At 50.3% G+C, this 25,081-nt stretch carries 22 protein-coding genes and 4 pseudogenes; 10 read left to right on the top strand and 16 right to left on the bottom strand.

What is annotated here, in order from left to right:
• Positions 1–15: 15 nt before the first annotated feature.
• The 3 genes and pseudogenes from MKQ70_RS27080 (at position 16) to MKQ70_RS42785 (ending at position 4,070) form a co-directional block, all read left to right on the top strand.
• On the top strand, positions 16–1,566 hold the full coding sequence (locus tag MKQ70_RS27080; RefSeq protein ID WP_248075777.1) for a RagB/SusD family nutrient uptake outer membrane protein: 1,551 nt from the start codon (positions 16–18) through the stop codon (positions 1,564–1,566).
• 90 nt (positions 1,567–1,656) lie between these two features.
• Positions 1,657–3,611, top strand: a pseudogene (locus tag MKQ70_RS42780) (glycoside hydrolase family 31 protein); the annotation flags it as partial.
• A gap of 63 nt (positions 3,612–3,674) precedes the next feature.
• Positions 3,675–4,070, top strand: coding sequence for a DUF5110 domain-containing protein (locus MKQ70_RS42785; RefSeq protein WP_282457642.1), 396 nt, complete (start codon positions 3,675–3,677; stop codon positions 4,068–4,070).
• On the opposite strand, the gene MKQ70_RS27095 is transcribed toward MKQ70_RS42785, so the two are convergent.
• The 3 genes from MKQ70_RS27095 to MKQ70_RS39700 all read right to left on the bottom strand — a co-directional run bounded on the left by MKQ70_RS27095 (position 4,071) and on the right by MKQ70_RS39700 (position 6,050).
• Positions 4,071–4,415: a Rieske (2Fe-2S) protein gene (locus tag MKQ70_RS27095; protein ID WP_248075781.1), complete on the bottom strand. Its 345-nt coding sequence runs from the start codon at positions 4,413–4,415 to the stop codon at positions 4,071–4,073.
• An 8-nt stretch (positions 4,416–4,423) separates the two neighbouring features.
• On the bottom strand, positions 4,424–5,614 hold the full coding sequence (hflX, locus tag MKQ70_RS27100) for a GTPase HflX (protein WP_248075783.1): 1,191 nt from the start codon (positions 5,612–5,614) through the stop codon (positions 4,424–4,426).
• A 301-nt stretch (positions 5,615–5,915) separates the two neighbouring features.
• Positions 5,916–6,050 carry a hypothetical protein gene (locus MKQ70_RS39700; protein ID WP_282456769.1) on the bottom strand — a complete coding sequence of 45 codons (135 nt, stop codon included), beginning with the start codon at positions 6,048–6,050 and terminating at the stop codon, positions 5,916–5,918.
• 193 nt (positions 6,051–6,243) lie between these two features.
• Between MKQ70_RS39700 and MKQ70_RS27105 the strand changes: the two genes are divergently transcribed.
• The 3 genes from MKQ70_RS27105 to MKQ70_RS27110 all read left to right on the top strand — a co-directional run bounded on the left by MKQ70_RS27105 (position 6,244) and on the right by MKQ70_RS27110 (position 9,227).
• Positions 6,244–8,274 (top strand): S9 family peptidase, encoded by a 2,031-nt coding sequence (locus MKQ70_RS27105; protein ID WP_248075785.1) that lies wholly within the window; start codon positions 6,244–6,246, stop codon positions 8,272–8,274.
• Between the two features lie 175 nt (positions 8,275–8,449).
• Entirely contained in the window at positions 8,450–8,680 is a 231-nt protein-coding gene (locus MKQ70_RS39705) for an enoyl-CoA hydratase-related protein (RefSeq protein ID WP_282456770.1), read from the top strand.
• A complete protein-coding gene (locus tag MKQ70_RS27110; protein WP_282456772.1) occupies positions 8,655–9,227 on the top strand; it encodes an enoyl-CoA hydratase-related protein in 573 nt (190 codons plus the stop codon). The genes MKQ70_RS39705 and MKQ70_RS27110 overlap by 26 nt, the downstream gene beginning before the upstream one ends.
• A 50-nt stretch (positions 9,228–9,277) precedes the next feature.
• Here the strand turns inward: MKQ70_RS27110 and MKQ70_RS27115 are convergent, their stop codons facing one another.
• A complete protein-coding gene (locus tag MKQ70_RS27115) occupies positions 9,278–9,958 on the bottom strand; it encodes an outer membrane beta-barrel protein (RefSeq protein ID WP_248075786.1) in 681 nt (226 codons plus the stop codon).
• A 226-nt stretch (positions 9,959–10,184) separates the two neighbouring features.
• On the opposite strand from MKQ70_RS27115, the gene MKQ70_RS27120 reads away from it, so the two are divergent.
• The 3 genes and pseudogenes from MKQ70_RS27120 to MKQ70_RS27130 all read left to right on the top strand — a co-directional run.
• Positions 10,185–10,844, top strand: coding sequence for a hypothetical protein (locus MKQ70_RS27120; RefSeq protein WP_248075787.1), 660 nt, complete (start codon positions 10,185–10,187; stop codon positions 10,842–10,844).
• Positions 10,845–10,858: 14 nt separating this feature from the next.
• Positions 10,859–11,263 (top strand): PAS domain S-box protein, encoded by a 405-nt coding sequence (locus tag MKQ70_RS27125; RefSeq protein WP_308199546.1) that lies wholly within the window; start codon positions 10,859–10,861, stop codon positions 11,261–11,263.
• A gap of 93 nt (positions 11,264–11,356) precedes the next feature.
• Positions 11,357–12,712: pseudogene (locus tag MKQ70_RS27130) on the top strand (ATP-binding protein); the annotation flags it as partial.
• Positions 12,713–12,797: 85 nt separating this feature from the next.
• On the opposite strand, the gene MKQ70_RS27135 reads toward MKQ70_RS27130, so the two are convergent.
• From MKQ70_RS27135 to MKQ70_RS27195, 12 genes and pseudogenes are all read right to left on the bottom strand, one after another.
• On the bottom strand, positions 12,798–14,771 hold the full coding sequence (locus MKQ70_RS27135; protein ID WP_248075788.1) for an ATP-binding protein: 1,974 nt from the start codon (positions 14,769–14,771) through the stop codon (positions 12,798–12,800).
• Between the two features lie 52 nt (positions 14,772–14,823).
• Positions 14,824–15,936 carry a sensor protein KdpD gene (locus tag MKQ70_RS27140; RefSeq protein WP_248075790.1) on the bottom strand — a complete coding sequence of 371 codons (1,113 nt, stop codon included), beginning with the start codon at positions 15,934–15,936 and terminating at the stop codon, positions 14,824–14,826.
• 77 nt (positions 15,937–16,013) lie between these two features.
• Positions 16,014–17,138: a porin gene (locus MKQ70_RS27145; protein ID WP_308199200.1), complete on the bottom strand. Its 1,125-nt coding sequence runs from the start codon at positions 17,136–17,138 to the stop codon at positions 16,014–16,016.
• 75 nt (positions 17,139–17,213) lie between these two features.
• Positions 17,214–17,776: pseudogene (gene kdpC / locus MKQ70_RS42790) on the bottom strand (potassium-transporting ATPase subunit KdpC).
• Between the two features lie 6 nt (positions 17,777–17,782).
• Positions 17,783–19,303 (bottom strand): potassium-transporting ATPase subunit KdpB, encoded by a 1,521-nt coding sequence (gene kdpB, locus MKQ70_RS27160; protein WP_308199201.1) that lies wholly within the window; start codon positions 19,301–19,303, stop codon positions 17,783–17,785.
• On the bottom strand, positions 19,303–19,839 hold the full coding sequence (locus MKQ70_RS43400) for a P-type ATPase actuator domain-containing protein (RefSeq protein ID WP_282456778.1): 537 nt from the start codon (positions 19,837–19,839) through the stop codon (positions 19,303–19,305). Before MKQ70_RS43400 ends, kdpB begins: the two co-directional genes overlap by 1 nt.
• Before the next feature lie 13 nt (positions 19,840–19,852).
• A pseudogene (gene kdpA / locus MKQ70_RS42795) lies at positions 19,853–21,567 on the bottom strand (potassium-transporting ATPase subunit KdpA).
• Between the two features lie 14 nt (positions 21,568–21,581).
• Positions 21,582–21,662, bottom strand: coding sequence for a potassium-transporting ATPase subunit F (locus MKQ70_RS27175; RefSeq protein ID WP_308199547.1), 81 nt, complete (start codon positions 21,660–21,662; stop codon positions 21,582–21,584).
• A gap of 92 nt (positions 21,663–21,754) precedes the next feature.
• Positions 21,755–22,081 carry a DUF7674 family protein gene (locus tag MKQ70_RS27180; protein ID WP_248075800.1) on the bottom strand — a complete coding sequence of 109 codons (327 nt, stop codon included), beginning with the start codon at positions 22,079–22,081 and terminating at the stop codon, positions 21,755–21,757.
• Positions 22,082–22,153: 72 nt separating this feature from the next.
• Positions 22,154–22,792, bottom strand: a complete 639-nt coding sequence (locus MKQ70_RS27185) for a GNAT family N-acetyltransferase (protein ID WP_248075801.1) — start codon at positions 22,790–22,792, stop codon at positions 22,154–22,156.
• A gap of 1 nt (position 22,793) precedes the next feature.
• Positions 22,794–23,150, bottom strand: coding sequence for a DUF7674 family protein (locus MKQ70_RS27190; RefSeq protein WP_248075802.1), 357 nt, complete (start codon positions 23,148–23,150; stop codon positions 22,794–22,796).
• A 5-nt stretch (positions 23,151–23,155) separates the two neighbouring features.
• On the bottom strand, positions 23,156–23,299 hold the full coding sequence (locus tag MKQ70_RS27195; protein WP_248075803.1) for a hypothetical protein: 144 nt from the start codon (positions 23,297–23,299) through the stop codon (positions 23,156–23,158).
• Positions 23,300–24,289: 990 nt separating this feature from the next.
• On the opposite strand from MKQ70_RS27195, the gene MKQ70_RS27200 reads away from it, so the two are divergent.
• The gene (locus MKQ70_RS27200; RefSeq protein WP_248065901.1) at positions 24,290–25,057 is read left to right on the top strand and encodes a transposase; all 768 of its coding nucleotides are present in this window, start codon (positions 24,290–24,292) and stop codon (positions 25,055–25,057) included.
• Positions 25,058–25,081 lie beyond the last annotated feature (24 nt).

Below are 25,081 nucleotides of genomic sequence, written 5' to 3' on the forward strand. Positions count from 1 at the left end.
TTAAAATTTAAGATCATGACCCGATATAAAGTATTGACCGTAGCTATCGCCGCCCTGGGACTTACTTACAGCTCCTGCACCAAACTGGACGAAAAGCTCGGCTCCACCATCACCAAGTCGCAGGCCGACTCGGTAATCAAAGTGCCCGCACTGTTGAAAACCGCGTACGACGCGCTGCAATTGCCTTACCAGGACCAGAGCAACTACTGGGCCCTCTGCGAAATGACTTCCGACGAAGCGGTAGCGCCCACCCGCGGCGGCGACTGGGACGACAACGGCGTTTGGCGCGCCCTCAAACTGCACGCCTGGACTCCCGACCACACGCACGTGAACGATGCCTTCAACAATATTCTGACGGCAGAATTTGCGGCCACCAACGTGTTAAACTTCAATCCTTCAGCGCAACAATCCGCCGAAGCCCGCTTCCTGCGCGCCTGGACCATGTTTTCGGTATTGGATGGCTGGGGACAGGTGCCCTACCGCCAACCTGGCGACACCTTGCTGAATCCACCGAAAGTGCTGGTAGGCAACGATGCGCTAACCTTCATCGTATCTGAACTGGAAGCGATCATCAATGATCTGCCTGCCGGTCCGCCCGCCACACCGGCTTACACCGCTAATAAAATTGCCGCCAAAACATTACTAATGAAGTGTTACCTGAACAAGGGCGCCTTTACGAACAGGCAGGCTCCCACGTTCGACCCGGCGGATATGACAAAAGTGGTTGCGCTCGCCGACGAGATTATCGGCACGGGCAATTTCAGTCTCGCCAATAATATCTTCGACAACTTCGCTTATAACAACGATGCGATTTCTACAGAAAATATTTTCACCCAGCAGAACGGCCCCGGCCTGAGCACTGCCCGTGGCGGCAACTCGTCTTTCTGCCGCTGGGCGCCCACACTGCACTATAACCAACGCCCCAGCGGCTGGAACGGCTTCGCCACGACCAGCGATTTTTATGACAAGTTCGAAGCGGCGGATACCCGCCGTGGTGTAGCGTATACCGGCGTCACGAATATTTCCGGTTTACGTGTAGGCTTCCTGATAGGGCAGCAGGTGGATCAAACGGGTAAATTGCTGGAAGACCGCAAAGGCAATAAATTGATCTTCACCCGTGAACTGGCGCTGGAAACCGGCACCGACCTGGAAGTAAAAGGCATCCGCGTGGTGAAATATCCGCCCGACTTTGTTACACTTAATGGCACCAACAGCAATAACGCCAGCAATGACTATGTATTTCTTCGTTACGCCGATGTGCTGCTCATGAAGGCCGAAGCATTGCTCCGCAACAACGGTGCGGCAGCTGCCCTTACCATCGTAAACAACCTGCGCGTAAAACGTGGGGCTACGCCGCTTGGTGCGCTTACGCTTGCTAACATGCTCGATGAACGCGGCCGCGAATTTTATTGGGAAGGCTGGCGCCGGCAGGACCTGATCCGCTTCGGTAAATTCCTCGAGCCCCGGCAGCTGAAACCCACCGACGATAAAAAGTACTTATTGTTCCCGATCCCGGCGAATGCCAAGGCGGTGAACCCGAACCTGACGCAAAACGACGGATACTAAACGTTTCGTTTTTTCGCAGTTGATCAAATCCATAAAAGGGCTGTTTTCTAACAGCCCTTTTATGGACCATTCCTCTCTAAATATATAGATATGAGAAAATTGCTCCTGCCAGCCCTGCTGCTGCTGACGGGCCTCCCTTCGTTTGCCCAGCACATACGCACCATCGGAAATGTGCGGTCGGCGCAGATCGGCAACGGGCTGGTAAATATTGATGTGGATAATGCGAAAGTGCAGGTGCTCGTCTACACACCGTCCATCATCCGGATCAGGATTGATAAGAAGGACCTGGCAAAAGATTTTTCCTATGCGGTGATAGCAAAGCCCGATCCTTCCGGCGCCCGCATCTCCCAAAATGAAAAAGAAATAATAGTCGCCACCGACTCCTTACAGCTGCGGATTACGAAAATGCCTTTCGCGGTAAGTTTCCTTACGCCGGATAATAAAATCATAAATGAAGATGAAAAAGGACTGACCAGCTCCCGGGCGGGCGAGGCCGTTACGACTTACAAAAAAATGCAGGAAGGTGAGCGGTTCATCGGTTTAGGGAGAAGACGGGTAACTTCGACCGGCGGGGCAGCGCGTACACCAACTGGAACTCCGACGTGTTCGGCTACAGCACCGGCCAGGACCCGCTGTACAGCACCATCCCCTTTTACATCGGCATCCACCACGGGCTTAATTACGGCCTGTTTTTCGACAACACCTGGCGCAGCGACTTCAACTTCGGTGCCAGCAATGATCGGTTTTCCTCGTTCGGCGCGGCAGGTGGCGAAATGAATTACTACTTCATTTATCATACCCGTATGGCGGATATTATTCAGTCGTACACGCAGCTCACCGGCCGCATGCCGCTACCACCCATGTGGAGCCTGGGCTACCAGCAAAACCGCTACAGCTATTACCCCGACACAGAAGTACTCCGCATCGCGCAAACCCTGCGCGAAAAGAAAATCCCCGCCGACGGTATTACCCTCGACATCCACCACATGGATGCGTACAAGATTTTCACCTGGCACAAAGACCGCTTCCCGAATCCCAAACAAACCACCGATGCGCTGAAAAAACTCGGCTTCAAAACCACGGTGATCATGGACCCGGGCATTAAGGTGGAAAAAGGATATGGCTCCTACGAACGCGGCCTGCAACAAAATATATTTATTAAATACACCGATGGCCAACCCTACGCCGGCCAGGTGTGGCCCGGCTGGTGCCACTTCCCGGATTTCACGAGTGAAAAGGGCCGCGAGTGGTGGAAAAAGGAAATGAACGCCTACTTCAGCACCGGCGTATCCGGCTTCTGGAACGACATGAACGAGATCGCTACCTGGGGACAAAAAATGCCCGACAACGTACTCTTCTCCTTCGAAGGCGACACCGCCGCGCACCCACAGGTGCACAATGCTTACGGCCTGCAAATGACAAAAGCCAGTTACGAAGGCGCCCGCGCAGGCCTCAACAACCACCGCCCGTTTTTGCTCACCCGCGCGGGTTACGCCGGCCTGCAACGCTACACCGCCATCTGGACCGGCGACAACCGCGCCGAAGATGATCATATGATGCTGGGCGTACGTTTGCTAAACAGCCTTGGCATCTGCGGCGTAGCTTTTAATGGGATGGATGTAGGTGGCTTCACCGGCAATGCGCCTGTTGGCCTATATACAAGATGGGTGCAGCTCGGCGCCTTCATGCCTTACTTCCGTAACCACACCGGCGTAAACACCCGTGCCGCGGAACCATGGTCGTTCGGCGAAGAAGCGTTGGAAATTGCGCGCAACTACATCAACCTGCGGTATCGGCTGCTCCCTTACATCTATTCGCATTTTTACGAAGCCACGCAAACCGCCATGCCGCTCAACCGCAGCCTGGCTATCGACTACACGCATGATCCCAAAGTCTACGACGCGCGTTTTCAAAACCAGTTTTTGTTTGGCCACGCATTTCTAGTAGCGCCGCTCGAGAGCCAGAAAATGTACGCGGAAATCTACCTCCCGCAGGGCCGCTGGTATAATCTCTATACAGATGCAGTATCCGAAGGAGCCCGCGAATACCTGTATCCCATCAGCATGAAGCAATTACCGGTGTATGTAAAAGCCGGTAGTATTGTACCGATGCAGTCGCTCGTACAAAACACGACCGAAAAGCCCGGCGATACACTGTTTCTGCACGTGTACAAGGGCGAACAGCCCAACCAGTTTACTTATTATGAAGATGATGGGGACACGTTTGACTACGAGAAGGGCGATTTCTACAAACGTTTAATCAAATACGAAGGCAATCAACTTGTTTTACAAAAGCCTGAAGGAAAAAGAACTTCGCAGTTTTCGATATTGAGCCTGGTGTTGCATGGATTCCCATCTTCCCCAAAAGCGAAAGCAGAAAAAATGGCCTGGCTGAACGCAATTTCCCGCTTCGATCCGCAGGCGGGCGCATCGGAAACGGACAGCTGCGCGGTGCAACGCATCAACCTGAAAAATGAAAACAGTAAGATAGTTGTAGACCTGTAATTACCAGTTAAACCAACCTTTTTCCATGCCGATAAAAATGCCATCGGGGCGTGTTTCTATGGGGTAGGTTTTGAGGTAAAATCCCTCGCCGCTGGTATTGTAACCATTGCGCAGCGCGAATTTGTAGCGGTGCAGGGGGCACACCACATTGCCGGTAGCATCGATGTAACCATCGTTCATATGCGCGCCGGCGTGGGGGCATTTATGGGCAAAGGCATATAATTGGTCCTGGTAGCGGGTTACACAGATCTTTTTACCGTTTACATCTTGTACGGTAATCACGGATTCTGCGGCGAGCAAATCGTCCGCCTCGGCTACGCGGTGCCAGTTATATTCCTTTGCCATGAATGATGTTAGTAGAAAAATTCGGATTTGTACGGGTAGCGTTCGCGGTACAGCTGCATCACTTTTTCCAAAATCACCGTACGCAGTTCTTCCACGTTGCGGCGTTCCGTAGCGGCAATAAACACGCAGTTGCCCTGCGATTTATCGTTCCAGGTTTGCTTCAGCTGTGCAAGAATGTCCTGCTTCACTTCGTCGGCCAGCCACTCATCGAACGTATTTTTTTCGTAGAGGTCCATCTTGTTAAAAATCAAGACGGTCGGCTTTTCGAAGGCCTTCAGTTCCTGCAGCGTCCTGTTCACCACTTCAATCTGATCTTCATACTGCGGGTGCGAAATATCGACCACATGCAGCAGGATATCGCTTTCGCGCACCTCGTCCAGGGTAGACTTAAAACTTTCTACCAGGTGATGCGGCAGCTTGCGGATGAAACCTACGGTATCGCTTAACAGGAAAGGCGTTTGCTCAAACACCACTTTGCGGGTGGTCGTATCCAGCGTGGCGAAGAGTTTATTTTCGGCAAACACCTCACTTTTACTGAGCAGGTTCATGGTGGTGGATTTACCCACGTTGGTATAACCCACCAGCGCTACGCGGATAAATTCGCCGCGGTCCTTACGCTGGGTCAGTGCCTGCTTGTCTATTTCGCCGAGTCGGCGGCGGAGCAGGGCAATTTTATCTTTTACGATACGGCGGTCCGTTTCGATCTCCGTTTCACCGGGACCTCTTGAACCAATACCGCCGCCCTGACGTTCCAGGTGACTCCACATGCCTCGCAGCCTGGGCAGGATGTACTGGTATTGCGCCAGCTCCACCTGCACCTTTGCCTGTGCGGTGCGCGCACGGCGGGCGAAGATGTCGAGAATGAGGTCACTACGGTCGATTACTTTGATTTTCAACTCCTTCTGGATATTGGAAATCTGCGACCCGGTGAGCTCATCGTCGAATATAACGAGGTCAATGTTTCTGGAGGTTACGTACACACGGATTTCTTCCAGCTTACCCTTACCGACAAAAGTTGCCCGGTCGGGGTGCGCCAGTTTCTGGGTGAAGCGTTTTACGGCTTCTGCGCCGGCCGTTTCCGCGAGGAAGGCCAGCTCATCGAGGTATTCCTTTACCTGCGATTCGGTTTGCTCCTTGTGGATAACACCAACCAGTACCGCACGTTCATTTTGTTTTACGACTTGTTGCTTATCTATCAATGTATTTAAAAACTTTCCGCGAAGGTACTATTTTTCCTCCTCCGGATCGATATCGATGCCGTGGCGGTCTCCGCCTAAACTGTAATAATTGTTTTCTTCATCCTCCTCGCCTATCGCCTCCAGCTCGTCGTCCAGTTCTTCGCCGGGAACGTCCAGTGAGTCCGGTCTTCGTCGCCCTCTTCCCGCTCAGGACGCACAATATCGCTGTTGTCTTCCAACTCGAAGTCGCGCAGCGGGTCGCCAAGCGTCTCGAGGTCATCTTCCGTTACATCGGCGTCCGATTCTTCGATATCTTCGCTGTTCAGCAGCGGGGCAGGTCTTCTACGTCTTCATTGTCGGGGCCGCCGCCTTCTCCGGTTTTTTCCGCCTTGTTATAGATGTCCTCGCTGGCGGGATAATGCGGGTAACCTTTCAGTTTGTTTTTCTTATTGGTCATAACAAAGAGTTTTATTGATTAAAGTCCGGGAGATCAGCCCCTAAAACCATTCCATAAACAATCGCGGGCGTAGGAGAGTTTAATAGATGCCGTTATTTGTACAACAGTTGGGGAAAAACCGGTACTAATTTGCCTTTTTTGGCAGATGGGCCACGAATATTTACATTTATCGGATCAATAAAATCTAATGACCATGCGCAAAACGCTCTTTTTGGCAGGCATGCTTTTTACCTCTTACAGTAGTATGGCACAGCAAAAAATGACGCCCGAGTTATTATGGCAACTCGGAAGGGTAGGCGGCGAAACGATTTCCGCCGACGGTAAAACGGTAATTTATGGCGTAAGCCACTATAACCTCGCCGAAAACAAAAGCGAACGAAACCTGTATGCAGCCCCGATAGAAGGCGGCGCGGCAAAGCAACTGACCAGCACACCCGGCGGCGAATCCGGCGCACAGGTGCTACCCAATGGCAAAATCGGCTACAGCCTGAAAGGACAGTGGTGGGAAATGAATGCCGATGGCAGCAACCCGGTACAGAAAACCAATTATGAAGGCGGCATGCAAAACATCCGGCTTTCTCCCGATGGAAAACTGATACTGTTTTCTAAGGAAGTGAAGATTGATAAGGTGAGCGGAAAAGATTTTCATCCCGATCTTCCTAAATCGAATGCACAGGTATATACCTCGCTGAACTACCGCCACTGGGATACTTGGGAGGACGGCAACTACAGCCACGTGTTTTATGCGCCTTATAACGACGGGCAGCTCGGCGAGGCCGTAGACATCATGGCCGGCCAGCCTTACGACTGCCCGCAAATGCCTTCCGGCGGTGCCGAAGACTTCATCTGGTCGCCCGACAGCAAAAGCATTGTGTACGTCTGCAAAAAGAAACACGGTACCGCTTACGCCGTGAGCACCAATACAGACATTTACAGCTACAACCTCGAAAGCAAACAAACCCTGAATTACTCCGAAGGCATGGCCGGTTACGACGTGGCCCCCGCTTTCAGCCCGGACGGCAGCCGCCTGCTGTGGCTCAGCATGGCACACGACGGTTTTGAGGCAGATAAGAACGATGTGATCATTTACGACCTGAAATCCGGCCAGATCCACAATGCTACCAAAGATTGGGATGGCACCGTGGGCAGCGCCAGCTGGAGTAAAGACGGCAAAAAGATCTTCTTCCTGGCAACGCTCAAAGGCACCGAGCAGCTGTTGGAAATCAGCCTGCAAGGCAAGGTGGAACTCACCAACGCTAAACACATCCGCCAGGTAACCAAAGGCCAGTTTGACGTTAACGGCATTGTCGGTGAAACTGGCAACACGCTGGTAGTAAGCCGTGCCGACATGAACCACGCCGCCGAACTGTTCGCCGTTAACCTGAAAACAGGCGCCATGCAGCCGGTGACGAAAGAAAACGAAAGCATTTACGGCAAACTCGCCACCAGCAAGGTGGAAGAGCGCTGGGTAAATACGACCGACGGTAAAAAGATGCTCGTATGGGTCATCTATCCACCGGACTTCGACGCCACTAAAAAGTACCCCACATTGCTCTACTGCCAGGGCGGCCCGCAATCGGCCGTATCGCAGTTTTACAGCTTCCGCTGGAACTTCCAGCTGATGGCGGCACAAGGCTACATCGTAGTAGCACCTAACCGTCGCGGCATGCCGGGACATGGCGTGGAATGGAACGCCAGCATCAGCAAAGACTGGGGCGGCCAACCGATCCGCGATTACCTGTCGGCCATCGACGACGTGGCAAAAGAACCGTTCGTAGATAAAGCCCGCCTGGGTGCGGTAGGCGCCAGCTATGGCGGCTACTCCGTATACATGCTGGCCGGCGTACACGAAAACCGCTTTAAATCGTTCATCGCCCACGATGGCCTGTTCGACCTGCGCAGCTGGTACGGTACCACCGAAGAGCTCTGGTTCGCCAACTGGGACATTGGCGCGTACTGGGATAAAGCCAACGCGAAGAGCTACGAGCAGTTTAATCCCAGCAACCTGGTCAGCAAATGGAACGCACCGATCATGATCGTACAGGGTGGCATTGATTTCCGTGTGGGCATTGAACAGGGATTGCAGGCATTCCAGGCAGCGCAGCTGCGTGGGATCAAGAGTAAATTACTATACCTGCCGGAGGAGAATCACTGGGTGCTGAGCGCGCAGAATGCGATCGTTTGGCAACGGGAATTCTTCGGCTGGCTGAAGGAAACCTTATAGCATCTTAAGACCATCCTTCGCTGATCCTTCGCTCATCCATCGCTTTTTCCTTTGCCACGGCGGGTTTAGCGTAAGATGAGCGAAGGATCAGCGAAAGATGCAGCAAGGATGCAGCAAATCATCAGGCGGCGGGCCCAATCCGCCGCCTATATCATACCTCAAAAACCTTCCCGTTATGTTTAAAACGCTCGAATTTACCGTGGCGGACGGCATTGCCACCATTACCCTGAACCGCCCCGAAGTTTACAACGCATTTGACGACACGCTTAGTTATGAATTACAGGATGCCCTGAAGCAGGCGGACAAAGACGCTGCCGTACGTGCCGTGGTGCTCACCGGCGCAGGCAAAGCCTTGCAGCGGCCAGGATTTAAAAGCTGCCATGGGCGCGGGCAAACGCAACCTTAGCGAATCGTTGCACAAGCGGTACAACCCGATTATACGCGCGATGCGCAATATGCCCAAACCAATTATCTGTAAGCTGAACGGCGTAGCCGCAGGGGCAGGCTGCTCGCTCGCCCTGGCCTGCGACGTGATCATTGCTTCCGAGGCGGCGTCCATGGTGGAGATATTTATCAATATTGCCCTGGTGCTGGATTCCGGCTCGTCGTACTTTTTACCGCGTACGGTGGGGTACCACCGGGCGTTTGAGCTGGCGACGAAGGCCACTAAGCTGTCGGCGGCCGAGGCGAAGGAGCTGGGACTGGTAAACCGGGTAGTGCCGGCGGCGGAGTTAGATGCGGTGGTGGACGAAGAAGCCCGCTTTTACGCCAACGCCCCCACGAAAGCCATCGCCCTTATGAAGAAGATGCTCACCAAAGGCATGACGGAAGACCTAGACGCGGTGCTGGAATACGAGGCCTATTGCCAGGAGATTGCCGGCAATACCGCCGATAATGCGGAGGGGGTACAGGCGTTCCTGGAGAAGCGGAAGCCGGTGTTTAAAGGAGCATAAAAAAGCCCGGCACGCAAATGCCGGGCTTTAAATATGATACAGCGTACTGATTACAGGCCGCTTAAACAGATACCGACGGAATACGGGAACGCTTCCTGTCCGGTATTGCTTTTAAACACGTTGCTGAAGCTATAAGAGCCGATAACAGCCCAGTTACCCCAACCCACGCGCGCCGTACCGGCATATCTCCAGGTATTAAAGAAACGTTTATTCTGTTCTTTAAGAATGTTCTTTTCGCCACCCAGCGATGCTTTCGACTTCGTGTGTGCGTTCAGCAGCATACCCACTTTAGCACCAATAGCCGCTTTAAAGCCTTTGTTGGCATTGTCCGGAACACCGCGGAAACGTAATTCCAGCGGAACGTCCAGGTAAGTGGTCATCACTTTGTATTTGCTGAATGCGGTGGTATTTACATAATTCACCTGCTGGGAGTTGCCGTTAGACATGTCGATCTTCTGATCGTCGAGGAAAATACTGCTGGTACCGATACCCAGACCGGCAGCGAAGCTGTAATGGCTCTTAATCGGGAAATCGTAAGTCAGATAAACGTTTACGCCACGGGAAAAACCGGTAACGCGGGCGCTGTCCGCACCGGCCCAATTGTCATACGTCAGCTGGACCATAAAGAAATCCCTGGAATAGCGGGCCCTGTTAGCCACACCGGACATAGACGAGCTGGAAGTAGTGCTGGTGTTGTTGTCCTGTGCGAATACGCCAATAGAAGCAGCCATCAGACCTAACGTAAAGAGTATTTTTTCATAATATGTTTAATACTTAGCGAAACGAATATTCGGCAAATTTAATGGAATGCAAACAACCAAAGGTTAAAATATTGCAAAAATATCTATGGAAGAATGAACAACGCTGTTCCTATTATTTGCCGTAACTTACAGGCTATCAGCCACCCCAGCCCATTTCTACCGTCCGGCAGCCTCCTTTAACGCTAACAAGTTTTGAATGACGAAGATCATTAAAAGCCCTGTGCTTATTGTATTGATCGTTGCCCTCGTATCCATGTCGTGGTTTACTTACAAGATCATCGTAGCCAACCATAAAGCGATGGAATGCGGAGAAAGGGTACAGCAATCCGACGAAAAAATGCGGCTGCTGCATACCATCTATCAACAAAACGCCACCCTTAACGCCTACATGACAGGCTTCCAGTCTGCACTTGATAAAACGCCCGCGCAACACCCGGCCGAACACGTACTTAGCCAACACGTAGGAAAACTACGTACACAACGTGCCGCCACACCACATCTGCAGCAGCTCTCCGATTCGCTGGTACAAATGGTCGATCAGCGCATTACCCTGGACCGCCACATTCGTAATACTGAACAAACCGAGCCGGCCATAGCGCTTAACATGTTGCAAGATAGCGGAAGGCAGCAGTTATTGCAGGCTATTAACGATGTACACGGCCGCATGGTCGATGAAGAGCGCCGTTTCATGGACCAGCACATCAGCAACCACCGCTTCTTTGCCGGCAAAGTTTATAATCTTTCTCTTGTAGGAAGCGGGGTGGCGCTATTATTTCTACTTGCCGGCATCATCCGGTTTGTGCTGGATTATACACGGTCGAAAAAGCCGAGGCCCTACTGCGCCGCAGCGAAGTAAAATATCGCCGGCTGATCGAAGATGCGGAAGTGATCATGTACACCACAGACCTTGCAGGCTTTTTCACTTATATCAGCCCCAAAGTTGAAAGCATTACCGGGCACACGAACACCGAGTTGATCGGCAAACACTACAGCCTTTTCCTCGATCCTGCTACTCACCAGGAACTGGTGGAACATTACACCACACAAGCCCGCAACAACATTCCCAGCACCATCCGCGAATTCCGTATCACCCGTAAAAACGGGTCGCGCATCTGGGTAGAGCAACAGGCAATGCTCATTTGGGAGAACGATCAACTTTCCGGCTACCAGTGCATCGTGAAAGACATCGATGAGCGAAAGCGCTTCAGGACGAGTTGCGGCTGTCGCAGCAGGAAAAAGACGAAATGCAGATACGGTTGCAGTCCATCCGGATAATACTACGTCCATCATCTTTATAAAAGACTTAAATGGCCACTTCCTGCTGATCAATAAAAAGTTTGAAGAAATGTACCGGTATCGGCCAGCCGCCTTGTTGGCCGTACCAATAGTGAAATTCCTCCACCATTCGATCTGTTGCGCGATACCGCGACCGACCTTGATGTACTGCGCACGGAAGCGCCGCAAAAGATTGAACATTATATACTGCACGAGGGAAAGAAGTATCACTATACCACTACTAAATTCCCGCTGCGCGATCACCGGCAACAGGTATTCGGGTTGTGCGGCATATCTACCGATATTACTTACCGCATTGAGCAGGAACAGCAGCTGCTCGCAGCTAAACGCGCCGCAGAGGCGGCCAAGCGTGCACAGGAAACGTTTATGGCCAATATGAGCCATGAGATTCGCACACCAATGAACGGTATCATTGGTATGACCAACCTGTTGCGGAAAACGTCGCTGCACGCCGAACAAAAAGAGTTTTTAGACGCAATTAAAGACTCCGCGAACAACTTACTCGTAATTATAAACGACATACTCGATTTCTCAAAGATAAAGTCTGGTAAAATGGCATTTGAAAATTCGAATTTCGACCTCCGTTATTTAGTGCGGAAAACGATCTATCTCTTTGTACACAAGGCTCATGAAAAAGGGCTTGAACTGATTTATCGTGTAGATGATGCAGTTCCGGCACACATTCTTGGCGACCCGGTACGACTGCGGCAAATCCTCGAAAACCTGCTGAGCAATGCTATCAAGTTTACGGAGAAAGGCAATATCACCCTGAACGTAAACCTTCGCAGCATCGACGACACCAGCGCCACGGTATCGTTTGAGGTGCGCGATACGGGCATCGGCATCCCGCAGGAAATGGTGGGAGAAGTGTTTGAAAGTTTTACGCAATCGCACCCGGGCATCGATCGCAAATACGGTGGCACCGGGCTGGGACTGGCCATCTGCAAACAGCTGGTGGAATTGCAGCAGGGCGACATCACGCTGGAAAGTACACTGGGCAAAGGTACCAGCGTTCGTTTCCAGATTCCGTACACCCGCAATTTGTTTACCGCGCCGGAGGAACTGCTGCCGAACGAAACACCCACCATTACGTTGCAGGAAAAAGAACTGCTCGTGGTGGAGGACAATGTTATCAACCAGAAAGTAGCTTTTCATACGCTGAGGAAAGCAGGTGCCCGGGTCGATATTGTATCCGGCGGCGAAGAAGCGGTGGAAATCATCAGGGAAAAAGAATACGATTGTATTCTGATGGACATACAGATGCCGGGCATGGACGGATACAAGGCCACGGGGCTGATCCGCGAAATGGGTTACACCACGCCAATTATTGCCATGACCGCCTCGGCGATCAACGGCGAACGCGAAAAATGTGTGCGGGCGGGCATGACCGACTACATTTCCAAACCATTTATACCCGAAGAATTATATAAGAAGATACAGGACGCGATCGTGCGCACGGCGCGCAGCCTGCAAAGCAAGGCCGCCATCCTGGAACATGCCGAACCCATGACGCTCATCGATACACACTACCTGCAATCGCTCGCCGAACATGACCGCGACTTCCTGCTGGACCTGGTGGAAATCTTCCGCAAACGCTCCGACTTCCTGTTGCACGAAATGCTCTATAGCGCCGAAAAGCAGTCCTGGAACGACGTGGCCCACATTTCGCGGCAGCTGCGGGCAGAGTTGAATACCATCCGCATCGTTCCCATGATCGCCATGTTGCTGCATATTGAAGAAAACGCCGTGCACCTCGAACACCTCGACACGATCGTACCGGAGATAAAAGAGGTGATGAATCTCTATGAAGAAGCTGACGACATCCTGCGGGAAGAAATTGCTTTAATGAGTTAGCCTTTAGTAACAGGCAACGAAAAGTAGAACCGGCTTCCCCCGCCTTCGGTACTTTCCACTTTGATTTCGCCCCCTGTGCCTCGATGAATTCGCGGGCTATGGCCAGCCCCAGGCCGCTGCCCTTGTGCGCATCCACACCCGGCACCTGGAAAAACCGGTCGAATATTTTATCGCGAAAGGCCTCGGGAATACCCATGCCTTTATCGGTAACGCTGAACACCAGTTTGTCGTTCTCAGGTTGCAGATCAAGCTGTATAGAAGAATTCTGTGGGGAATAACGGATCGCGTTGGTGAGCAGGTTAACCAACACCCAGGCAGCCTTTTCCGCATCGGCGGTAATAGCGGGCAACTCATTGTTTGGCACGTACAAAATGGCAACATGCTGTTCCGCGGCCTGTTTACGCACCGCCTCCAGCGCATATTCCACGATACCCAATGGCTTCACGGATTGTATTTGTAATTGGATATTGCCGCTTTCCACCCGGGAGAAGTCGAGCAGGTCGCTTACCATTTTTATCATCCGGCGATTGTCGGCCTTCAGGCTATCGATCAGCTCGTGCTGCTCACCGTTCAATCCCCCGGTACGCTCATCCTCCAGCAGGCGCAAACTTAAGTCGGACGACGCCAAGGGTGTTTTTAATTCGTGGGAGATGGTAGCAATGAAATGCGTTTTAGCAATATCCTGTTCTTTAAACGTGGTGATGTTGCGCAAGATAATCACGTACCCGATCCGCTGCCCGTCCTGCGTTATATCCGCCACTTCCCGGGTGAAAAAGCTTTCTTTACCATCAACTACGATCTTCAGTGGCGTGTTGTTCGTTTCGGTAACGAGGTAACGCAGCAGGTCGTTGCGCCGGGCTATTTCCGTAGCCGTGCGACCGGGCAGTTCACCTTCGCCGAGGTTCAGCAGTTGCAGCGCCTGTTTATTCGCGAACAACACCACATCATTTACATCAAAACCGATCGTCGCATCTTTTAAAGAACTGATCACTGCTTCGGCGCGTTGTTTTTCGAACACGATACGTGCCAGGTTGCTATGTTCATACTCATCCAGGCGTTGCGCCATGGTATTGAATGCATTGGCGAGTTCACCGAATTCGTCGCTGCGTTTAAAATGCAGGCGCTGGCTGTATTGTTTGTCCGCTATGCCTTTGATGCCCGCCGTTAATTCCTGGATGGGGCCGGCAATATAACCGGGAAAATTGTACACGAACGTAATACCCAACAGCAAACAAATACCGCTAATCACGGCAAGATATATCAGCGCCTTATCCGCTGTTTTACCTGTGCGCTCATATTTACCTACGATCGCCTCCATGTTTTGTTTCATCAGCTCATCGATCTGCGTACGCATTGCTTTGGCCAGGACAGGCGACAACACCGGGGAGCCTTTGGCGGTTTTATAAATCAACGCCAGCGTGGCGGTGGTTTTCGCTTCGCCTTTTTCCGTAACGTTGGCCTCTTGTTTAGTAAGTGCCGCCTCAAAGCGTTGCGGATTGGGCCAGTTATTCAATGCCCACAGCATTTCGCGGCTGTATTCCAGCGACTCATAATTATCCTCCAGTACCAACCCGGCTTCATGGTTCAGTTGCCGCAGGTGGTAATAGCTCACGGTGCTGACGAGTATCAACATAAAAACAAAAACAGCACGCCGGCCGTTATTTTCGATTTAAGTCCGGATCTACTCATGACAGGATAACAATATCGGTTTCATTGGAAGATAAGGTTTTTAACAGCTGGTTAAAGATGTTCGTCCGCAAAATTATCCTAAAAAGACTGATATGCGGCTTCCCGATGCATACCGTGGTGATGTCGCGCTCCTTCACCGTACGGATGATCGCCTCCGCAATGTTCGTATCCTGCACCTGTAATACCTCTGCGCCCAGTTCGGTGGCCAGTTTCATATTGTTGATCAGGTGCCTTTGCAATGCCAGGTTAATACGCCCCGTACTTTCAGATGGCGTTTGCACATATAGGACTTGCCAGTCGGCATGATAATAGGCCGCCAGCCGCGCGGTTTTACGGATCACCTTACGGGCAATTTCATCATTGGTGGAAATGCAGGCAAGGAAACGTTCATGGCGCATTTGCTGGCCGCGCGGCACTTCCGTTTCCACTTTACGCTCCACCTGCGACGCCACTTCCTTTAAGGCGAGTTCCCGCAGTTGCAATATCTTTTCAGATTGAAAGAAATTCCTCAGCGCCGTTTCTACTTTAGACGCCTCATATATTTTGCCCTCCTTCAGCCGGGTAATCAGTTCATCCGCCGTAAGATCGATGTTCACTACTTCATCGGCCAGTTGCAGCATTTTATCCGGTACCCGTTCGGTTACTTCCACGCCCGTAATGGCTTTAACGTGGTGGTTAATGCTTTCTATATGTTGAATATTGACCGCCGTGATCACACTGATGCCTGCCTGCAACAGCTCCACCACATCCTGCCAGCGCTTTTCATGACGGCTCCCGGGGATGTTGGTATGCGCCAGTTCGTCAACGATCACCCACTCCGGCGTAAGCAGCAGGAGCGTATTGAGATCCATTTCTTCCAGCAGCTTGCCCTTGTAAAACACCTGTCGGCGCGGCACGAGCGGCAAACCCGCTACCAACGCTTCTGTTTCCTTACGGCCATGTGTTTCCACATACCCGATCTGTATGTTTACGCCCGAGCGCAGCAGGGCATGGGCTTCCTGGAGCATCCGGTAAGTTTTGCCCACGCCGGCGCTCATGCCGATATATATTTTAAACCGACCCTTCGTCGTTTTATGGCTGCCGGAACTAAGCCCTCCCGGTACTTGCATGTGCTGTTTGGTTTTAAGATTAGATTGCGCGCCGGACGGCCACTGTTCGCCGGCTACCAACCGGCGCGCAACCGATTTTAGAAAGCAACCGCCATCATGGCTGTAATGGACAGGTTATGCTTATCCAGCTCGGCGCCTTTTGTAAAAATTTCGTTCCTGCTGTTGAAGACCTTTCCTTCCAACCTGAACATTACGGCCGACACTGGATTCAGGTCGAGATTAAGCGAATAACCACCAACGCGGAATCCATCCGGCAACCCGGTAGCGACGATTACCCCGTTTTCATCGTGGTAATACTCACCACGTGCTGCCATCGCCAGTTTTTCTGTAAGCGCAATACGCGCAATACCTGTGATACTATACCATTTATTCATGCCCGACAAGCCTTCACTTTTCTGCTCCATACCATAATCGAATCCGGCCGTGAGGGTGAACTTTTCTGTAACATTCAATACACCGTAAAGATCACTAAAATAGCGCATCTGCTTCACGCTATCGGCCTTGTCGTTCCCGATAAATGTACTCCAGTTCACCAGGATGGCGCTATTGGGCTTATAGGCCACCTGCGTGCCCAAAGCGGGTGTTTGGTTGCCGTCCGGACGCCTGATGCGCTGCCATCCATTTAGATACATGGCTGCCACGGTCCATTGATCATTATTCCAGGTAATTTTTGCGCCGGTTTCATAGTAGGGCGTATTTTCTGCCGAAAGACTGCGCGTAAGTGTGGGACAATCTTTGCCGACGGCACTCTCAAAACCAATATGCGAAGGCATGATGCCTGCGTCCAGCCACAAATTATGCCCCAGCCTGTACCCCACATTGGCCTCGTATACATGGCGCATCACATCTGTTTCAGCCGCCAGGTTAGCCGTTGCGTAAGTACCTGCCATTAATCCCAAGTTAGCCCTCACCCGGTCGGTACTGTAGGCGGCCTTCAACAGCCCGAGATTCAGGTTCAATTCGTTATGCTTGTTGTGATTGTAAAGAAACGATGGTTTAGTATGATTGCCGGGTTCTCCGAAATCATAACTATAATAAACTTCAGCGTACGCCGAAAAAGTCAACGGTGTTTTTTTAATGCTGTTCCGTCCTGGGCATGTGTGTTTGTTGCGTACAACAACACGGCTGCCAGCGCTAATTTTTTCATCTTTATAATACTTGTTTAGTCTGTTTCTTGCGGGTAACACTACCGGGTCATTCACCCGGCAGTGTTCAACCGGCTCGCCTGCACAATCGTGATAGCGCGGCCATATTAGTTTTCAAGGATAATTCGCCACTTACTTCAATTCGTCAAGTGCGAGGTTTAATTCCAGTACATTTACGGTAGCCGGGCCAAACATGCCGAATAAGGGGCGTGTTATATGACCATTTACCAATCCGGTGATTTTACCCGCGGGCAGATTACGTACCGCAGCTATCCGCGGCACCTGAATCATCACCGCCGCCGGCGACAAGTGTGGGTCCAACCCGCTGGCGCTTGCGGTAACAAGTTCCGTTGGTATTTGCTCTCTTCTAACCCCCGGATTATGTACCAGGAAGGTATCAATACGGTCTGCCACAACCTTCAGGTAATCAGGATTGCTGGGACCTTTATTAGAGCCACCGGAACTGGCGGCATTGTAATCCACAGCTGAAGGGCGTGAATTAAAATATTCGTCGGCCGTAAATTTCTGACCCAGGTTTGCATACCGACCACATTTCCATTACGCTCCACCTTAACGCCATCTCCGCCACCTGGCGCCATTTTGGCAACGGCGGCAATCAACAAAGGATATAATACAGACACCAGCACAATCAACACAGCAGTCAGCTTGATTGAGGGCAACAGATAATTTTTCATTTTACTTTACTTTAAATAATTAAAAAAGAGCGCCATCAACATATCTATCAACTTGATGCCGATAAACGGCGCTACAATCCCACCCAGTCCGTATACGAACAGATTCCGGCGCAAGAGAGCGCTGGCGCCGATAGGCCGGTAAGCGACGCCGCGAAGCGCGAGCGGTATCAATATGGGAATGATGATGGCATTAAAGATGACGGCCGACAAAACTGCGGACTCCGGACTGTGGAGATGCATGATGTTTAGCCCCTGTAATGCAGGAATGGACGAGATGAATAACGCCGGAACAATCGCGAAGTATTTCGCGACATCGTTGGCAATGGAAAAAGTGGTAAGCGTACCGCGGGTCATCAGTAACTGTTTGCCAATTTCAACAATTTCGATCAATTTGGTAGGGTCATTGTCCAGGTCCACCATGTTACCTGCTTCCTTCGCCGCCTGTGTACCGCTGTTCATTGCAACGCCGACGTCTGCTTGCGCCAATGCGGGTGCATCATTCGTACCATCGCCCATCATTGCCACCAGCCTGCCCTGTTGCTGCTCCTCTCTGATATAACGCATCTTATCTTCCGGCTTTGCTTCGGCAATAAAGTCGTCTACTCCTGCCTTATCGGCAATATACCTGGCCGTAAGTGGGTTATCCCCGGTAACCATCACCGTTTTTACGCCCATTCTTCTGAGTCGCTCAAACCGCTCCTGTATACCTGGTTTAATAATATCCTGCAGCTCTATTACCCCTTTAATTTCACCATTCTTCGCAACGACCAGCGGGGTACCACCATCTTTGGAAATAAGCTCAACCCGCTCCCTGGTTTCGGCCGGGAAGCTGTTTCCAGCGCTCTCGGCCAGACGGCGAATAGCATCGTATGCCCCTTTACGAATGCGGGTTCCGTCGGGGAGATCAATGCCACTGGTTCTTGTTTCGGCCGTAAACTGCACCATGTTGGCGTCGTTAATGTTTAATTTGTCCGTCAACTCACTACCTGCCAGCTCAACAATCGATTTGCCTTCGGGCGTTTCATCTGAGAGGGAACTAAGCGCGCAAAGTCTTACAAATTCATCTTGTGAAAAACCATGAGCAGCATAAAAGTTAGTCGCCTTTCTGTTACCGATTGTAATGGTGCCGGTTTTATCCAGCAACAGCACGTCCAGGTCGCCGGCAGTTTCGACGGCTTTACCCGATTTGGTAATTACGTTCGCCCGCAAAGCCCGGTCCATGCCCGCAATGCCGATGGCCGACAACAGTCCGCCAATGGTTGTTGGGATAAGACAAACAAACAAAGAAATAAACGCGGCGATGGTGATCGGTGTATTAGCGTAATCAGCGAACGGCTTCAGCGTTACACACACAATAATGAATACAAGGGTAAAACTGGCGAGCAAAATTGTAAGCGCTATTTCATTGGGTGTTTTCTGCCGGCTGGCCCCTTCTACGAGTGCAATCATTTTATCCAGAAAAGATTCTCCTGCTTCTGTACTTACGCGCACTTTTATTTTATCGCTCAGCACGCGCGTGCCACCCACTACGCTGGACTTATCACCTCCGCTTCGCGAATCACGGGCGCGCTTTCGCCGGTGATCGCAGACTCGTCTATACTGGCCAGTCCTGCTATGATCTCGCCGTCGGCCGGAATGATGTCTCCGGGTTCGCAAACGAAAACATCCCCCTTTTTCAACCGTGCCGACGACACAATTTTTATCTCGTTGGTGAAGATGTCTCCAACAGCCACCACCAGTTTCGCAGGTGTTTCTTCTCTTGTTTTACGAAGACTTTCTGCCTGCGCCTTACCCCTTGCCTCGGCAATGGCTTCTGCGAAGTTGCCGAACAACACGGTTAAAAGCAGCACAACGAATACAATAAAATTATACGCAAGCGAACCTTGTGCTGTATCGCCGGTAAGTAAGGCGTAAAGCGTTACAATCAGCATTACCAGGGTACCAAGTTCCACCATAAACATAACGGGGTTCTTGATCATCAACCTTGGATTCAGCTTCACGAAAGACTGTACAAGACTTTGTTTAACAAGATCTTTCGGAAATAATTTATTCTCCTGTTTCATATTGATTACTCCATTATAACATTGAAAAATACTCTGCCAGCGGGCCAAGCGCTAATGCCGGGAAAAAGGCCAGCGCGGCGATGATGGCAATTACCGCGAACGTCATCGCGCCAAAGGTGATGGTATCGGTGCGCAACGTTCCGGCAGATTCCGGCACAAACTTCTTCTGCGCCAGGAGGCCTGCAATAGCCACCGGACCGATAATGGGCAGATAACGCGACAGGATCAGCACAAAGCCGGTACTGATATTCCAGAAAAGATTATTATCTGTTAATCCCTCGAAACCGGACCCGTTGTTGGCGCTGGCCGAAGTGTACTCATACAGCATTTCGGAAAAACCGTGGTAACCGGGATTATTGAGCCAGTTTCCCGGCGGGGTTGCCCATGCTGCGCCTATGCCGCGGGACAGTACATAAGAAGAAAGAGCTGTACCGGATAATATTAGGAACGGGTGAAGTAACGCGACAATAGCTGCAATTTTCACTTCCCGGGCTTCCACCTTATGGCCCATCAGCTCTGGCGTACGTCCTACCATTAACCCGGCAATAAACACGGTGATGATTATAAAGATGAAATAGTTGAGTATACCTACACCACAACCGCCATAAAAGGCGTTGGTCATCATAGCGAGCAGCTGCATCATTCCACTGATAGGCATAGTGCTGTCGTGGAAGCCGTTTACAGACCCGGTAGAGATAACAGTGGTAATGATACTCCAATATCCGGTGGCCGCAGGTCCGAACCGCACTTCTTTGCCTTCCATGGCTCCCGTTGGTTGCGCTATACCCATTCGGGCAATTAATGGATTACCGTTAATTTCTGATATAATCGTCGGAATGACCAAACAGAGAAATCCCGCGGTCATTACACCGAAAATTATCCACGCAAACTTCCGACGCCTGATAAAAAAGCCGAATGCAAAAATCATAGCCAGCGGAATAATAGTCTGTGCCACCATTTCGGTGATATTGGTAAGGTAGTTGGGATTTTCCAGCGGATGCGCGGAGTTAGTACCGTAGTAACCACCTCCATTTGTACCAAGATGTTTAATGGCTACAAATCCGGCCACTGGTCCACGCGACACATTCACCGTATCCCCTGTACAGATACATATTGTCCCTTAGGTGCATAACTCGCCGGCATCCCGTTAAAAACAAAAATGATTGCCAGTACTATCGATATGGGGAGCAATATGCGGGTGATCGACTTCGTAAAAAAGACCCAGAAGTTACCCAACTTTACCGTTGTCTTTTCTTTCAGCGCTTTAAACACAACCACCAGTGCTGCCATGCCTGTAGCAGCGCTCACAAACTGAAGGAATGCTAACACGAAAATCTGCGTAAGATAAGTTACCCCTGTTTCACCCGAATAGTGTTGGAGGTTACAGTTCACCAAAAAGCTAATCGCTGTATTAAAAGCCAGGTCCGGTGTTTGGGCGGGGTTCCCATCCGGGTTCAAGGGCAATTTGTCCTGGAACAATAACATTACAAAAGCGTATACCAACCAAACCATATTGATCGTCAACAACGCTTTCAGATGTTGCTTCCAGGTCATTTCCTCATCGGGATTTATCCCGGAGATTTTATAAATCCCTTTTTCAACCGGTGTGAGAAAGTCCATCCAATTTTTTTGCCCCAGGTATACTTTTGCAATGTACTTGCCTAACGGTATGGAAATAAGTACCGTGAGAATGAATATTAATAATATCCCTGCTAGTTCTGTATTCATGGTAGGTCAGCGTTTTAAAATTTTTCCGGTTTCAGTAAGACATAGATCATATAGCCGAAAACCAGAATCGAAAGAATAAATAATGCGGTCATCATGTTTTAAATTTTTTCGAAGTAATCGACGGTTTTGAAAAAGATTACAAAGCAGCCAAGTGCTGCGGCAATCAGAATAATAGTCAGCATAGTTTTTATATTTGATGATATTGGATGCGTACTTGTTGTAACGGCAGCGGCAACAGACCCTGGAGCGATTGCTTATGCGTATCGACCAATGGAGAAATGCCATAGATGTACACGTTTTCAATCGCGTTTTTTAACAGGCCGCTACCGTTGCGATATAACACGCCGGCCACGCGAAAACAGCGGCCGGCTTCCTGTAGCTGCCCCTTTTTCACGAGGGCGCTGGTATATTCCATAAAAGCATGTATCACTTTGGATACGGAGTGGCCACAGGCGGCGGTGAATGCCGGCAGCTGCTGGCGAATAAGTTCCGGGATGCGTTCGTCGGGTATCATGATGTTTCGATTTGTGCTGGATAAGCCATCCAGATGCCAATGTGCCAACAAAAAGCACTAAGCACCTGGCTATCAATAGTTAATAACTTTTTTGAGTGATAATTTCCGGTTGGCGGAAACCACCCACCCTTCAGAAACGGAAGGGTGGTTTTCAAAATCCGCATGGTACATTTCTTTCGGCGGCTCAAATAACATGGCCGTACAAAGACAGTTTTTAAACTGTTTGCTCTCCAGGATACCATAGTTCACACAGCTTTTACAACCGTTCCAGAACGCTGCATCGTGGGTAATATCATCAAAGGCGACAGGCTCGTAACCCAGGCGACTATTGATTTTCATCACGGCCGCACCAGTGGTGATGCCAAATAATTTCGCCTGCGGGTACAGGAACCGGCATAGTTCAAACAGGCGTTGTTTCAGTTGCACGGCCACACCCAATCCGCGGAAGGCGGGTGGTACAATAAGACCACTGTTGCTCACAAAGCGGCCCTGCTCATACACTTCCAGGTACGTAAAGCCGGCCCATACCCCTTTTTTGGTAAAGGCAATCACCGCCTTCCCCTGCAATATTTTCTGCTTAATGGCTTCGGGATCGCGTTTGCTGATGCCCGTGCCGCGCGCTTTGGCGCTGGATTCCATTTCGGCCACAATGGGTAATGCAAAGTCAATGTCGGCCGCAGTGGCGATGCGGACGGTTATGTCGGTTTCCATCCTAACTAAGTTTTAGTTGTTCGTTGATAAACATCCGGTACAGGTGCGAAGGGATGATCGAGTATAATTTGACGCGCTGCGCTGCATCCTTTAAGGGTAGCGCAGATATCATGGGCATGAAGTAATGCTCCACCGCGTATTGTACTTTGGTGTTGCCACGTTCGTACAACCGTCCCACCAGCTGCATGCAGCGGCCCGCCAGGGCGTAGTCGCCGCGGTTCACCTGCCGGCAGGTGTAGGTGGTTAAACAACTCATGGTTTCGTAAATGTGAAACACCGCGGGAAACTGGCGCAATGGTTTGCACAGTTCTGGCAGCGCATCTTCTATCATGGCCGGCACTTCATATTGATTGATCATATTATTTAAAAAATTTTGATGAGCAATTGCGCGATAAGCGATACAATAAACAGCGACGCCAGCAGGTAATACATGATGTAAGGATGCTTTGGCGCCGGTTGGTATCGCGGCCTTAAGTAACGCGGCCGCATCATCAGTTTCGGTTTCATGATCGTAACGTTTGCGGGTATATGCCAAAAGGTATTCCGGGGCCGTTTTCGGGGCATTATTAATTACTAATCAAACACTTACGGTTATCGGCAACAAAAAACACCATGCAGAAATTGCATGGTGTTTTTCATTTTAACAGGGTGAGATCAGCAGCAGCTTTACTATCGGCCGCCGTTGGGTCACTCACATCAACGGCCGGTACTATATTCACCATCTTCTCCACCTCTTCACCATGCTTTCACCATGTCTTCACCATGCTTTGAGGATGCTTTGAGCCATTTTGGTAAAATGCTATCACTGCTCGAAATTTTCTCCATCCTGGCAAACTTTTTCTCCATTCCGGCAAATTTTCCGGGGAGCAGCGGGGGTATCTTTGTGTAGTTGATAGTAGTAAAATCGCCCGAAATGAGTGACCTTTAGGTTTGTGAAAAGAAACAAAAGAGAAGATATTATTACTATTACTACTATAACTTTTTTTTTTTTGGTTCTTTTTTCTTTTTGTGAATTAACACGCAGATTGTGGATAACTGTAAGGTCAACCGGACTACGGCAGGCACTTTTAGAGTGACAAGGGTAAAACCCAGGTTGTGTTTTAATCCTGCCGTAGCCTGGTTTGAACAAAACCCAAATAGAAAATAAACGTAGAGCTTATTAAAGGTCTAGGGAAAGTTCAAACTGGTTGATCTCACTGGCTTTATTCATGGATCTTCGCGGGTCCCCAAAAGAAACAAAACCAATGAGTGTAAAATTCGTTCATTTTGCCGGAATAGATGTATCCAAGAGCAAAATAGATATCTGTGTGCTGCTGTCAGGTGATGTAAAGTACCCTACAGCAACTGCTTTGAACAAAGCAATAAAGGATTTGCTGACATGAAAAAGTGGCTTCGCAGTCTGATGGGCAACGCTATCAAAAAGTTATTGATCTGTATTGAGAATACAGGGCATTATAATGAGGCCGTTGTTCATTACCGGACAGCCAGCAAATAGCCGTGAGTCTGGAAAATGCCGCTAATATCAAAAGGAGCATCCGCGATATCCGTAAGAAAAGCGATCCCAAAGATGCATTAGACATCGCTCGTTATGCTAAGCATCATAGTGATGAGTTGCAGCTATGGAAAAAACCCATATCAGTAATCACCACACTTAAGCAACTACTGGCACAGCGTCGGAGATTACTGAGTGTATTAAAGGCCCTCAAACAGCCATTGGAAGAGAAAGCCTTCTATGACTGGAGTGGCGTTCCTAAAACCACAGCATACACAGCGGGCATACAGGGCCTTGAACTCGATCTTAAACGAATCAATGAGGACATCGCCCAACTGGTTAAGGAGGACGCCCAAATGCGCCGTCAGGTCAGCTTGATCACCAGCGTTCCTTCTGTAGGGCCTATCACCGCTTATCACCTCATCTGCTACACCGATGGATTTAAGCAAGTGAAATCGGGCAAACAGCTAGGTAGTTATTGTGGCGTTGTTCCATTTGAACGACGAAGCGGCAGCAGCGTGCGAAAGCCTGCCAGGGTCAGTCATTTAGCTAATAGAGTGCTTAAAAGCCTCCTGCACATGTGTGCCCTGACAGCCACCAAAATGAAAAACAGCTTTGGGGATTATTTTCGGAGAAAAATAGCCGAAGGAAAACACAAGATGCTTGTTATAAACGCTTTAAGAAACAAAATCGTCCTAACTATAACAGCCGTTGTACAAAAACAGACGAGGTTCGATAAAAATTATATCTACCAAAATTTGCAAAAACCATAGAAAACACAACGGCGGCTGAAGAAA

It is taken from the genome of Chitinophaga sedimenti, assembly GCF_023156195.1.
Classification (GTDB): Bacteria; Bacteroidota; Bacteroidia; order Chitinophagales; family Chitinophagaceae; genus Chitinophaga; species Chitinophaga sedimenti.